At 71.9% G+C, this 13835-nt stretch carries 9 protein-coding genes; 7 read left to right on the top strand and 2 right to left on the bottom strand.

From position 1 onward, the window contains the following. Positions 1-108 precede the first annotated feature (108 nt). Entirely contained in the window at positions 109-483 is a 375-nt protein-coding gene (locus IEZ11_RS42885; protein ID WP_189268499.1) for a F0F1 ATP synthase subunit epsilon, read from the top strand. Positions 484-613: 130 nt separating this feature from the next. Then, entirely contained in the window at positions 614-1060 is a 447-nt protein-coding gene (locus tag IEZ11_RS42880; protein ID WP_189268498.1) for a DUF2550 domain-containing protein, read from the top strand. A 67-nt stretch (positions 1061-1127) separates the two neighbouring features. Here IEZ11_RS42880 and IEZ11_RS42875 read toward each other — a convergent pair whose 3' ends face one another. After that, positions 1128-2954: a glycoside hydrolase family 18 chitinase gene (locus IEZ11_RS42875; protein WP_189268497.1), complete on the bottom strand. Its 1827-nt coding sequence runs from the start codon at positions 2952-2954 to the stop codon at positions 1128-1130. A gap of 279 nt (positions 2955-3233) precedes the next feature. Between IEZ11_RS42875 and IEZ11_RS42870 the strand changes: the two genes are divergently transcribed. Both IEZ11_RS42870 and IEZ11_RS42865 read left to right on the top strand, forming a co-directional pair. After that, positions 3234-7853, top strand: a complete 4620-nt coding sequence (locus tag IEZ11_RS42870) for a DNRLRE domain-containing protein (protein WP_189268496.1) — start codon at positions 3234-3236, stop codon at positions 7851-7853. Continuing rightward, entirely contained in the window at positions 7850-8269 is a 420-nt protein-coding gene (locus IEZ11_RS42865) for a hypothetical protein (RefSeq protein WP_189268495.1), read from the top strand. Before IEZ11_RS42870 ends, IEZ11_RS42865 begins: the two co-directional genes overlap by 4 nt. A 137-nt stretch (positions 8270-8406) precedes the next feature. Here the strand turns inward: IEZ11_RS42865 and IEZ11_RS42860 are convergent, their stop codons facing one another. Continuing rightward, positions 8407-8979 carry a cob(I)yrinic acid a,c-diamide adenosyltransferase gene (locus IEZ11_RS42860; RefSeq protein WP_189268494.1) on the bottom strand — a complete coding sequence of 191 codons (573 nt, stop codon included), beginning with the start codon at positions 8977-8979 and terminating at the stop codon, positions 8407-8409. 208 nt (positions 8980-9187) lie between these two features. Between IEZ11_RS42860 and IEZ11_RS42855 the strand changes: the two genes are divergently transcribed. From IEZ11_RS42855 to IEZ11_RS42845, 3 genes are all read left to right on the top strand, one after another. Next, a complete protein-coding gene (locus tag IEZ11_RS42855) occupies positions 9188-10036 on the top strand; it encodes a 3-hydroxyacyl-CoA dehydrogenase family protein (RefSeq protein ID WP_189268493.1) in 849 nt (282 codons plus the stop codon). A 185-nt stretch (positions 10037-10221) separates the two neighbouring features. Beyond that, positions 10222-10545 carry an STAS domain-containing protein gene (locus IEZ11_RS42850; RefSeq protein ID WP_030672301.1) on the top strand — a complete coding sequence of 108 codons (324 nt, stop codon included), beginning with the start codon at positions 10222-10224 and terminating at the stop codon, positions 10543-10545. A gap of 360 nt (positions 10546-10905) precedes the next feature. Then, positions 10906-13431: a P-loop NTPase family protein gene (locus tag IEZ11_RS42845; protein WP_189268492.1), complete on the top strand. Its 2526-nt coding sequence runs from the start codon at positions 10906-10908 to the stop codon at positions 13429-13431. Positions 13432-13835 lie beyond the last annotated feature (404 nt).

Here is a 13835-nt window from a genome sequence, read left to right as displayed (position 1 = left end):
GCGTTCTTGGTGTGAGGGGGCGGGCGCGTCCCGCCCCCTCACTCACGCCTACTAGAATTGACCCCAACACCCGGCGCCCCTGCCGGGTGGTGACCCGAGGAGCCACCCTTGGCTGCTGAGCTGCACGTCGAGCTCGTCGCCGCGGACCGCCAGGTCTGGTCCGGCGAGGCCACCCTGGTCGTCGCACGCACCACGTCCGGCGACATCGGCGTCATGCCCGGTCACCAGCCGCTGCTCGGTGTGCTGGAGTCGGGCCCGGTGACCATCCGTACGAGTGATGGTGGAACGGTCGTCGCCGCGGTGCACGGCGGTTTCATCTCGTTCGCGGACAACAAGCTCTCGCTGCTGGCGGAGACCGCCGAGCTGTCGGACGAGATCGACGTCCAGCGCGAGGAGCGTGAGCTGGAGCGCGCGAAGGCGGCGGGCGACGCCACTGCCGAGCGGCGCGCCGACGTCCGTCTGCGGGCGGCGACAGCGCGCTGACACACTGCGCGTATGCGTTGACGTAACTCAGCCGCGGCTGGGTCCGGAGCCATTCCGGACCCAGCCGCGGCTGAGGTAGATCTGGGTCTTTTTACGTTCCATTACCTAGGAGACGGGGAGGTCGGTGCCGATGGTCCTCGCTCTGACTGTGGCCGGAATCGTGGTCGCGCTGGTGGTGGTGGGACTCTTCCTGTTCGGCTTGCGCCGCAGACTGATCCAGCGTTCCGGCGGCACCTTCGACTGTTCGCTGCGCTGGGAAGTACCCGAGAAACCGGACACCAACGGCAAGGGCTGGAGCTACGGCGTCGCCCGCTACAACGGCGACAGCGTCGAGTGGTACCGCGTCTTCTCCTACGCCTACCGCCCCCGCCGGGTCCTGGAACGCGACCGGATCGAGGTGGCCGGCCGCCGCCTCCCCGAGGGCGAGGAGGAGCTGGCCCTGCTCTCCGACGCCGTCGTCCTCGCCTGCACCCATCGCGGCACCCGCCTGGAACTCGCCATGAGCGAGGACGCCCTGACCGGCTTCCTCGCCTGGCTGGAGGCGGCCCCGCCGGGGCAACGGGTGAACGTGGCCTGAGACGCGTCGTCGCGGACGGCCCGGAGGCCGCCCGCGACGCGGTGGGGGTGGGGTGAGGCGGTAGGGGTCAGTTCAGCCCGGAGTTGATGGCGCTCACCAGTTCACCGTCGCTGGTGTCACCGCTGAACTCCCAGAAGAAGGCGCCGCCGAGACCCTGGGTCTTGGCCCAGCTCATCTTCCCGGCGATCGTCGACGGGGTGTCGTACGACCACCAGTTGGTGCCGCAGTGGGCGTACGCCGTGCCCGCGACGGTGCCGGTGACCGGGCAGGACGTCTTGAGGACCTTGTAGTCCTCGATGCCTTGTTCGTACGTTCCGGTCGCCGCGCCCGTGGCCGTGCCGCCCGGCGCGTCCTGGGTGACACCGGTCCAGCCTCTGCCGTAGAACCCGATGCCGATCAGCAGCTTGCTCGCCGGCACGCCCTGTGCCCTGAACTTGGCCATCGCGTCGGCCGTGTCGAAGCCGGCGGTCGGGATGCCCGAGTACGAGGTGAGCGGCGAGTGCGGGGCGGTCGGTCCGGTGGTGGCCCAGGCGCCGAAGAAGTCGTACGACATCACGTTGTACCAGTTGACGTACTGGGAGGCGCCCGCGTAGTCGGTGGCGTCGATCTTGCCGCCGGTGGAGCCGTCGGCCGTGGTGGCCGCGGTGACCAGGGCGGAGGAGCCGAACTTGGCGCGCAGCGCGGCCATCAGGTTCTTGAAGGCCGCCGACCCGCTGGTGTCGCAGGACAGCCCGCAGGCGTTCGGGTACTCCCAGTCGATGTCGATGCCGTCGAAGACATCGGCCCAGCGCGGGTCCTTGACCAGGTTGTAGCAGGAGTCCGCGAACGCGGTCGGGTTGGCCGCCGCCTGCGCGAAGCCGCCGGACCAGGTCCAGCCGCCGAAGGACCACAGGATCTTGAGGTTCGGGTACTTGGCCTTCAGCTCGCGCAGCTGGTTGAAGTTGCCGGCCAGCGGCTGGTCCCAGGTGTCGGCGACACCGCTCACCGAGGTGTCGGCGGTGAACGTCTTCTGGTAGTCCGCGTAGGCGTCGCCGATCGCGCACTGGCCGTTGGTGACGTTGCCGAAGGCGTAGTTGATGTGCGTGATCTTCGCCGCGGAGCCGGACGTCACCAGGTTCTTGACCTGGTAGTTGCGGCCGTAGATGCCCCACTCGGTGAAGTAGCCGAGCTTGACCTTGGAGCCGGTGGTCGGGGGAGTGGTCGTACCGCCCGTGGTGTGCACGGCGACCGCGCCGCTGACCGGGCCGGTCTGGTTCGCGGTGTCGCGGGCCTGGACGGTGTACGAGTAGTCCGAGCCGGCCGTGAGACCGGTGTCGGTGTACGAGGTGGTGGTCACCGTGGAGACCACCTTGCCGTCGCGCAGGACGTCGTAGTTCTTGACGCCGTTGTCGTCGGTGGCCGCGGACCAGCTCAGCTTCACCGAGGTGTCGGTGATGCCGGAGGCGGTGGGGGTGCCGGGCGCGGAGGGTGCCGAGTCACCGGGGGTGGTGGTGCCCCCGTCACAACTCGCTCCGTTGACCGCGCAGTTGCTGGGGGATCCGGATCCGGCCCCGTTGAAGCCGAAGGAGACGGAGGCGCCGGGGGCCAGGGTGCCGTTGTAGGACTTGTTCTTGGCGGTCCAGTGGGTGCCGGCGGAGGTGACGTCCGCGTCCCACGCGGAGGTGACCGAGGTGCCGGAGGGGTAGTCCCACTCGACGGTCCAGGAACTGATGCTGGTGGTACCGGTGTTCTTGACGGTCCACTGGCCGCCGAAGCCGGTACCCCAGTCGGAGGTCTTGGCATAGGTCGCGGTCGCCGTCGTCGCGGCCTGGGCCGGGCTTGCGAGGCCGACCAGACCTGCCAGGGGGAGCAACAGGGTCGCGAACCCCGCCGCGGCTCTGTGTCTGAAGCGCATGCTGCGCCTCCCTCTTGTCGGGGATGACGTGGGCATGACTGAGCCTTCATACCCACAGTGCCGCGAGGATAGAAAGGTCTGGACCATCGGTCAATAGGTCTGGACCACTTACCGGTCGATCTGGCGCTCCGTCAACTTCCTTGCGGATGGCGCCCCTTGGTGTGGCCTTCCAGGTGATGCCTGCTCAACAGTCAACGGAATCCCAAATTCCGGCAAACGTCGTGCATAATCCCCGTCCGGGATGATCTTGCCCGGTGTCACTTCGGAGAGGAATCCGCATTGAGCAGAGCGATACGCGCCCGGCGAAGATCCCCGTGGGGGAGCGGGCGGCGGGCCGCGGCGGCCGTGCTGGCGCTGACCCTGGCGGGCGGCCTCGCCGCCGTGGCCGAGCGGGAGGCGCAGGCCGAGTCCGGGACGCCGGCCGCGTCCCCGTCCGCATCCGCCGCGGACCTCGGTCCGGCCGAGGCCGCCGACGAGTCCGAGGCCCGGCTCCTCGCCCAGGCGCAGGGGCGCCGCATCGAGATCCTCTCCGAGCGCACCGCGACCGGCGGTGTCTGGGCCGACCCGGCCGGGACGCTCACCGCCGAGGCCTACCCCGCGCCGGTGCGGGTCAAGGAGGACGGCGTCTGGCACGACATCGACACCACGCTCTCCGACACCGGGGCCAGCCTCACTCCGCAGACCACGGGCACGGACCTCGACGTGTCCGACGGCGGTGACACCCACCTCGCCCAGGTCACCGAGGGGAAACGTTCCTTCGGGCTCGGCTGGGAGACCGAGCTCCCCACTCCCGAGGTGGCCGGCGACACCGCCTCCTACCAGGTCGGACCGGACGAGACGCTGACCGTCACCGCGCTCGCCGACGGCTTCTCGCAGAACATCCTGCTCGACCGGGCCCCCGCCGAGCCCGTCCGCTACCGCATACCCGTACGGACCGAGGGCCTGACCCTCTCCCTGGCGGACTCGGGGCACCTCCTCCTGAAGGACGCCTCGGGGAGGCTCGTCGCCGAGGCACCGGCCCCGATGATGTGGGACGCCGAGCAGGACGAGCTGTCCGGAGAGCCCGCCCGGCAGACCCGCGTCGACACGCGCGTCGAACAGGACGCGGACGGCGCTCAGACCCTGGTCCTCACCCCGGACCCCGAGTTCCTCGCCACCGCCCACTACCCGGTGACCGTCGACCCCACCTCCACCCTCGCCGTGAGCACGGACACCTGGGTCGCCACCAACTACCCCGACTCCCAGGTCTCGTCGACCGAGCTGAAGTCCGGCACCTACGACGGCGGCACCACCAAGGCCCGTTCCTATCTGAAGTTCGACGTGTCCGGCCTCGCGGGCAAGCACATCGTCGACACCAACCTCGCGCTGTACTCGACCTGGTCCTCGTCCTGCGCCACCTCCGGCTCCGGCACCCAGATCCGCCGCATCACCGGAAGCTGGTCGTCCGCCACGGTCACCTGGGGCGACCAGCCGGCCACCACCACGACCGGCGCCGTCGTCAGCACCGTCGCCAAGGGCCACGACAGCAACTGCCCGGCGGGCACCGTCGGCTTCGACGTCGACGCGATCGTCCAGGCCTGGGCCGACGGCTCCGACAACCACGGCGTCCAGGTGCGCGGGGTCGACGAGACCGACTCGCTGACCTGGCGGCGCTACCGCTCGGCGAACTACGTCTCGGGCGAGGACGCGGCCACCGAACCGCACCTGAGCGTCACCTACGACTCCTACCCGGGTGCCACGTCGCTGTTCCTGCCCTTCGACAGCACGGCGACCAGCGACGCCACGCCCACGCTGCGGGCCCGCTCCGGCGACGCCGACCTCGACGAACTGCGCTTCACCTTCGAGGTCTGGGACACGGACCTGACGACGCGCAGGTCCACCGGCAACACCGCCTATCTGTCACCCACGTCCATCGCCAGCTGGACCTCACCGACCCTGCCGTCGGGCGTCCACAAGTGGCGGGCGCGCGCCTACGACGGCGGCAACTGGTCCAAGTCCTGGTCGAGCTGGCGCACCCTCACGGTCGACCCGAGCGCCCCCACGGCGCCGACGATCACCAGCACCAGCCACGCCTCGCCGGACTCCTGGTACGGCACCGACGACTTCACCGCGACCCTGGCCGCGAGCGACACCAGCGCCATCACCGGATACGCCGTGAAGACCGACCAGAACCCGGTGACCGCCGCCGGCACCGAGGTCACCCAGACCTCCACCACCGTCACCGCGACCGACCGCGCCGACGGCACCTGGTACGTGCACGCCGCCGCCCGCAACGCCGCCGGACTCTGGTCCGCCACCCGGCACTTCGCGTTCCACGTGGACACCGGCGCACCCGGCGCACCCACCGTCACCTCGTCCACGCACCCGCTGAGCGGAGCCGTCTACGCCGGCCGCACCGCGTCCTTCACCTGGACCGCGCCCGCCGACACCGCCGGGGCCGCCGGGTACACGGTGCTCGTCGACCAGAGCACGAGCACGCTGCCCGCGACCACGGGCACGGTGCAGACGGGCACCTCGTACAGCACGACGGTCACCGCCGACGGCACCTGGTACCTGCACGTACGGGCCAAGGACAGGGCGGCCAACTGGTCGGCCACCGCCGCCCACTTCGCCTTCCAGGTGGACGCGGGCCTCGCCCTGCGTCCCGTGATCACCTCGGCCGGCCACCCCGACCAGTCGGCCGCCTACCGGACCACGACCCTCACCGCCGCCTGGACCACGTCGGCCACGGCCGCCGGGTACAGCCTGACGGTCGACTCCTCGGCCGGCACCGTGCCCGACACCGTGACCGACTCGACGAGCGCCTCGTACAGCGGTACCAAGGGCGAGGGCACCTGGTACCTGCACGTCCGCGCGGTCGACGCGGCCGGCACCTGGGGACCGGCCGCGCACTACCGGTTCACCGTGGACACCACCGCACCGGCCGCCCCCACCGTGGCCTCACCGGACTTTCCGGACGACGGCTGGGCCGGGGACGCGGGCGACACCGGAGCCTTCGTCCTGACCTCCGCCGACCCCGGGCTGAAGTCCCTGCGCTACCGGCTCGACGACGGCACCGAGACCACCGTCGCGGCCACCGGGGCCGCCACCACCGTGCGGGTGACCGTCGCCGACGAGGGCAGCCACCACCTGACCGCCGTCGCCGTCGACAAGGCCGGCAACGCCTCCGCCACCGCCGCCTACACCTTCCACGTCGGTACGGCCGGCATCGTCTCCCCGCTGCCCGGCGAGCAGGTCGGCCACCAGGTTCCGCTCGCGGCGGCCGGACCGGGCGACCTGACGGGCGTCACCTTCCAGTACCGTCGCGCCGACACCGAGAGCTGGACCGATGTTCCGGTCGGCCAGGTGACCGGCCCCTCCGGTGCCGCCGTGACCTGGCCGGTCGAGGTCAGCGGCGGCACGCTGTCCGGCCTGCTCTGGGACACCGGGACGCTCACCGCGGACGGCGGCCTCCAGCTGCGGGTCCGCTTCACCGGCGACGACAGCCCGGCCCCGTCCGAGCCGGTGACGGTCGACCTCGACCGGGTCACCGTGCTCACCGGCCCCGTCGCACTGGACGACCTCGCCGAGCCGGACACCGCCGAGTCGTACGCCCTGGACGCCGCCGAGGAGCGGGCCGAGGCCGACCCGGACGACCTCGCGCCGCCCTACCTCGACAGCGACACCGGCGAGATCGTGGCGCCGGTCACGGACCCGGCGGCCAAGAGCGAGGCCACCGCGGCCATCACCCTGACCGGCATCCCGGTGGACCAGGGCAGCGCCGACGGGACTCCCGAGGGCGACCCCGACACCGGTGTGGAGGCCCCGGCCGGTGAGGACGGCGTCGCCGACACGGCGGCGACGCAGAACACGACGATCACCCCGGTGACCGAGGAGGTCGAGCACAGCCAGGCCGAGCTGCAGTCCATCACCGACGAGGTGCTGCTGCTGACCGAGGACGAGGTGCCCGGCGCCTCCGACCTGGTCACGGCCGCCGTCGACGCGGAGACCAACCGGGTGGTCGTGGAGGTGCCGGCGGACAACGCCGAGGTCGCCGACGCCCTGGGCACGCGCTACGGCACCGACACCGTCGCGGTCCGCGTCGCCCCCGCGGTGAAGGCGCTGCAGGCCTCCGCCGGCCGCTACACCGACGTCTCCCCCTTCAAGGGCGGAGCCGCCTACGAGCCGGTGCGGGTCTCCTCGAACGGCACCCTCAGCGACGGCATCCGCTGCACCACCGCGTTCCCCTGGACCCACCAGGGCCAGCCCTACATGCTCAGCGCGGGCCACTGCACCACCGGCAACGGCTACCTGGACAGCTGGAATCCGGAACTCACCTTCGCCGACGTCGCCTACGACAACTGGAACAACAGCAAGGGGTCGGTGAAGATCGCCGGAAAGTCGTACTACTCAGGAGACCTGGTGATCGGCAAGGTGTACGAGAACAAGTACAACGTCTCCGCGCGCATCTACAAGGGCGGCCCCAACGGCTCCCAGACGCGCCGGGTCCAGAACCGCTGGACCACCCGCTCCAAGGTGGGCCAGCAGTTCTGCTCCGGCGGGTCCACGACCGGGGAGGTCTGCGGCTGGAAGGTGACCAGCGGCAAGCTGACCATCAAGTACAGCGACGGCACGGTCATCAAGAACGCCACCCGGGGCAAGAAGAACTCGGGCACCTGCGACTACCCCGGCGACTCCGGAGGGCCCGTCTACACCGTGCTCAAGAACGGCCATGTCTACGCCAAGGGCGTGATCTCCGGCGGGCTCTGCTCGGGCTGGGGCATCGGCTCCGACGGCGACGACGACGGGTGGAACGACGACAAGGACTGCTCGGACGCCACCGACTACGACTGCGAGATCATCTTCACCGACATCAAGCTGGCCGAGGACGCGCTGCCCGGCCTGGTGAAGAAGTGGTGAGCCGGGGCCCGCGCATCGCGGGCGCCCTCGCGGCGGCGCTGTGGACGCTGACCGCCTGCGGCTCCGACACAGCGGCGTGCGAACTGCTCGCCGTCGTCCCGCAGGTCTCCGTGACCTGGAAGGCGGACACCGTTCCCTACGGCGCCGACGCCGACTACCGGCTGTGCGTCGGCACCCACTGCGCCAGCGGGGCGCCCTTGGTGTACGGCGACCAGGTCCGGGTCAAGGTGCGCCTGCCCGAGGGCTTCGACGAACGACGGCCGCAGGTGAGCCTCACGCTCTCCGGACCGAAGGACGGGCAGCGGCTCACCGCCTCCCGACAGGTCGCTCTGCGGCAGACGAAGGAGGGCTGCGACCAGGCCCTGACCGGAGCCCTGAGCCTCACCGCGGACGGCCGGCTGAGGGAGACCGGCTGAGCCCGGTGCCGGGCGGGGTCACCGCTCCCCGCCCGGCACCCACAGCACGTCGCCGGTGTCCTTGTTGGCGGTGCGGGCCAGGATGCTGTGTTGTCCCGGGGGGCGACCCCCGGACCCCCGGCCGGAGGTCGGTCCGCTCAGCGTTCGCCGCCGGGCACCCACAGCACGTCGCCGGTGTCCTTGTTGGCCGTGCGGGCCAGGATGAACAGCAGGTCCGAGAGGCGGTTGAGGTAGGTCGCGGTCAGCGGGTTCATCGCCTCGCCGTGGGTCTCCAGCGCCGCCCACGTCGAGCGCTCGGCCCGCCGTACGACCGTGCAGGCCTGGTGGAGCAGGGCCGCGCCCGGGGTGCCGCCCGGGAGGATGAAGGAACGGAGCTTCTCCAGCCGCTCGTTGAAGCGGTCGCAGTCCGCCTCCAGCCGGTCGACGTAGAACTGCTCCACCCGCAGCGGCGGGTACTGCGGGTTCTCCGCCACCGGCGTCGACAGGTCCGCGCCGACGTCGAAGAGGTCGTTCTGCACCCGGGTGAGCACCTCGACGACCTCCGCCGCGAGCCCGCCCAGCGCGATCGCCGTCCCGATCACCGCGTTCGCCTCGTTGGCGTCCGCGTACGCCGAGATCCGCAGATCCGTCTTGGCGACCCGGCTCATGTCCCCGAGGGCGGTGGTGCCCTGGTCGCCGGTCCTGGTGTAGATGCGCGTCAGATTGACCATGCGGCCAGCGTAAGGGTGTGCCCGCGGCGCCGAACGACGGCGTGGGTGGCGCGAAATGGTCCATGGTGCCGGGGCCGGCTGACGGGACGTGACGGTTGTCTCACGTCCTGAGACCGTGACACGCATTACTTACCGGGTTCCCCGGCCCCCGACGAGCGCTAGGGTCCCGCCCAAGAGGCATACCTCAACAGCGTGTAAGGGGAGCGGAGTGGCACGGAAGCTTGCCGTCATCGGGGCCGGCCTGATGGGTTCCGGCATCGCCCAGGTCGCCGCGCAGGCCGGCTGGGACGTGGTCCTGCGTGACGTCACCGACGCGGCGCTGGACCGTGCCGTCGGCGGCATCCAGGCCTCGTACGACAAGTTCGTGAGCAAGGGGAAGCTGGAGGCGCACGACGCCGACGCGGCCCTCGCCCGCATCACCACGACCACCGACCTGGACGCCGTCGCCGACGCGGACATCGTGGTCGAGGCCGTCTTCGAGAAGCTGGAGGTCAAGCACGAGATCTTCCGCGCCCTCGACAAGATCGTGCGCCCGGACGCCGTGCTCGCCTCCAACACCTCCGCCATCCCGATCACGAAGATCGCGGCCGCCACCGAGCACCCCGAGCGGGTCGTCGGCGTCCACTTCTTCTCGCCGGTGCCGATGATGCAGCTCGTCGAGCTGGTCCGCGGCTACAAGACCAGCGACGAAACCCTCGCCACCGCACGGGAGTTCGCCGAGTCCACCGGCAAGACCTGCATCGTCGTCAACCGGGACGTCGCGGGCTTCGTGACGACCCGGCTGATCTCGGCGCTCGTCGTCGAGGCCACCAAGCTGTACGAGTCGGGCGTCGCCACCGCCGAGGACATCGACCTGGCCTGCAAGCTGGGCTTCGGTCACGCCATGGGCCCGCTGGCCACGGCCGACCTCACCGGCGTCGACATCCTGCTGCACGCCACCGGCAACATCTACACCGAGTCGCAGGACGAGAAGTTCGCCCCGCCGGAGCTGATGCGCCGGATGGTTGACGCCGGTGACATCGGACGCAAGAGCGGGCAGGGCTTCTACACGTACTGAAACATCAGTACGTAGACCCTCTGACCGCCCCTCAAAACGCACAAAGCCCGAGGTTTTCACCCTCGGGGGTGAATTCGGTATCGGTTCGCTTACAGATGGCAACCTCTGACCCGCGAACGCAGTCAGACGTTGCATTACCGGACATCACTTTCACGGAGTAGGACACGCACTCTCGGGGAGCGCATATGTACATCAGGGGCGACCACGCCGAGCTGGTCGTCGGGGGCCGCCTCGACGTACGCAGCGCGGCGGACGCCCGTACGGTCCTGCACTCGGCCGTCGACGACGGAGTCGGCGACCTGGTGCTGGACCTGTCCGAGCTGGACTCCTGGGACGCCACCGGACTCGGGGTGATCATGGGCGCCCACCGGCGGGCCGGCCGCTGCGGCCGCCGCCTGGTGCTGCGCGGCGTACCGCCGCAGATGCAGCGCCTGCTGGTGGCCACCCGGCTGCACCGGATCCTGGCGATCGAGGGGGGTATCGGGGTGGAGTCGCTGCCCCGGGTCTGAGCCCCGGGTCTGAGCCCCGTGCGTGGCACCGGGACCGGTGCCGGGCCGTGCGGCGGCGAGCCGTCCGCACCCGGCAGACCATTGGGACGCGGCGATCCGGTGTGAACCGGGCGACCGGGGTGACCCGGCCGGACGGCGCGCAAGCGCACGTCAGACGCAATCCTCACGAGACTGTGATGTCTCGGACGGCGCGGTACCCCGGACTGTCGTAGATACTGTGCCAAGGTTTAAGGTTCGGTCGCCCGCCGCCCTTGTCACCCTTCGAGCGCGGGCCCGGACCAGAAGCGGCAGCGCGGTGTGCAACAGGCCGGGAGGGGCCGGAATTCACGGCACACGACGCTTTTGGGGGGCTAGGAACCTATGGACCCGAACAACCCGGGACCCGAGGGGTACGGCCAGGACGGCGACGGCAGCACGCCGCGCCAGCGCCCGCCCAGGGAATCCCTCACCAACGACTTCGGTCAGAGCACGCCGGCGACGGCCCGCACCACGCGGCTGGTCACCGGTGACTTCCTGCTGACCGTCAACCCCGTCGACGGCAGCGAGATAGAACCCTGCCCGCCGACCGAACGCCCCGCCGGACCCGAGAAGCGCACCGCGGCCGAGCGCGCCGAGCACGAGCGCGCCGTCCGGCCGCCGGTCCCGCCCGGTCCCGCCCAGCCCGAACTGCACCTCCTGGAACGCCAGGACGACCGCGAGCGGCTCGTCCGGCTCCTGGCCCGCGGCCGCTCCGTGCGCCTCACCGGCCCCGCGGGCTCCGGCCGCACCGCGCTCCTCGACCTGGTCGCCGACGACTGTTCCGACCTCGCCCCCGACGGCGTGGTCCGCCTCAACGGCTTCCACCGCACGCCCGAGGACCTGCTCCACGACCTCTTCCACGCCGTCTACAAGGCGCCCGAGCACCGCCCGGGACACGACGAACTCCTCGGGCTGATCCGGGACATCGGCGCGGTCGTCGTCCTCGACGACATCGAGTTCGGCGGCGCGGGGGTCGACGAGCTGCTCGACGCCACCCCCGAGTGCGCCTTCCTGTTCGGCGCCACCCCGGAGGTGCCGGCGGCCTCCGCCGACTCCGCCGTCGAGGAGGTCCTCCTCAGCGGCCTGGAGCGGGCCGGCGGCGTCGACATCCTGGAGCGCGCGGTCGGCCGGGTGCTCACCGAGGAGGAGGCCAACTGGGCCGGCGACCTCTGGTTCGAGTCCGAGGGCCTGCCGCTGCGGTTCGTCCAGGCGGGCGCGCTGCTGCGCCAGCGCGACCAGGTGCGGGCCAGCACCGGCGCCGTCGACGAGCTCGGCGTCTTCGCGTCCGAGCTGTCCGACCTGTCGCCCGACGTCTCCTTCGACGCCGAAGCCGCCGAGGAGACCCCGCTCCCGTCCCTCGGTGAGGCCGCCGCGCCCGCCCCGCTGCTCGCCGCCCGGCTCAGCGCCTCCGCCCGGGCCACCCTGCGCCTCGCGGTCGCCCTCGGCGGCGAGGTGCCGCACCAGGCGCATCTGCCCGCCCTCGTCGGCGACACCCACGCGGACGCCGCCCTCGGCGAACTGGCGGGCTGCGGACTGGTCTCCCCGGTCGGCTCCCGCTACCGGCTCGCCGCGGGCGTCCTCCAGCAGCTGGAGGCCGCCGGATACGCCGACGACGCGGCGGCCCAGGCCCTCACGGCCGCCCAGCACTACAGCTGGTGGGCCGGGCACCCCTCGGTCACCCCGGAGCGGGTCTGCGCGGAGGCCGACGCGATCCTCGCCGCCCTGACGCTGCTGGTCCCCGAGACGGTGCCGCCGGCGGAGGACGAGGACAGCACGCCGGTACGACTGGCCCGTACGGCCGCGCCCGCGTTCGCGGCGGGGCTGCACTGGAGCGACTGGGAGCGGGCGCTGCGGGCCGGTGCGGAGGCCGCGCGGCTCGCCGGTGAGGTCGGCGAACAGGCCTACTTCCACCACGAGCTGGGCATCCTCGCGCTCTGCGGCGACCAGCTGGACCGGGCCCGTGCCGAGCTGGAGGCCTCGATCGGCCTGCGCGGGGCGCTCGCCGACAAGCGGGGCACCACGGCCGGCCGACGGGCTCTCGCCCTGGTCGCCGACCTCTCGGGCGAGGTCGTTCCGGCCGTCGCCGCGATGACGGGCGACGAGGTGCCCGACGCCCGCCACGAGGAGTCCATATCCCCGGCGGCCGGCGTCACCACGCCCTTCCCCGCGGTCCACTCGCCGGTCTCGGACACCCTGGTGACCCAGAGGATCCCGGCGGCGGGGCAGCCGGCGCCGGCCCAGGAGGGCGGGGGCGGCCTGGTCCGGATGGCTCGCCGCAACCTGGTGGCGGTGGGCGCGGGGGTGCTGCTGACGGCCGTCCTGGGCACTGTGGTCACCCTCGGGATGACCTCCCACGACAACGCCGACAACCCGTCCAACAACGTGTCCGTCAACCCGTCGGCGAGCGAGGGCGCGGGTGACGGCGGGCTCGACGCCGACCCCGGGCAGACGTCGGGCACGGGCACCGGTACGGCCACCGCCAAGCCGACGGACCCGGGCCCGGACGGCACCATGGGCACCTCGGACGACCCGACACCCCCCTCGGACACGGAGACGCCTTCGGCTTCGGCTTCGGGGACGAAGGGCTCGTCGAGCGGCGGTACGCCGAGCACGTCGAGCAAGCCGACGACGAGCAGGCCGTCTTCCCCGTCGTCCTCGGGGTCGTCCTCGACCGGTACACCGACTGGTGGATCCACGACGTCGGCTCCCCCGACGGGCGGTTCCACGGCCCCCAGCGACAGCGCGGACCCCACCCCGACCGACGCCACCAACTCTGCCAGCGGCCCGGTGTCCGACTCCCCGTCGGTCACGACGTCGGGCGCGTCCGAGGGCGTCAGCCCCGGCACCACCGCCGGCACGCTGATCTGAGCCCTTCGGGGCGTCCCCGCCTCCGCGCGCGGGACGCCCACCTCGATCGCCCACCTCGCAAGCCGGCACCGGACGCCCGCCCGCAGGCCGACACCGGACGCCCGCCTCGCAGGCCGATGCCGGGCGTCTGCCAGACAAGTCGGCGTGGGTGCGCCCGCCTTGGCTCGTACGCTGCCCGCCCCCACACCGCCGCGACGGCGCCCAGCCCCTACGGGGGCGACCGGCGGTGCCGGACCGGCCTGAGCCGGGTTCGGCACCGCCGGTTCGCGCCGTCGTGGCGGAGCGCCGTCGCGGCGGTGTTGGGGCGGGCGGCGGTAACTGGGAGGTCGGCGGAATCCTGGCGGTCGGCGGTATCCGGGCTGTCGGCGGTGTTCGGGTGTGCGGCGAGGAAGGGGCGTGTGGCG

Source organism: Streptomyces fuscichromogenes, assembly GCF_014645815.1.
Lineage (GTDB): Bacteria > Actinomycetota > Actinomycetes > Streptomycetales > Streptomycetaceae > Streptomyces > Streptomyces fuscichromogenes.
This window is presented reverse-complemented; position numbering and strand designations above follow the sequence as displayed.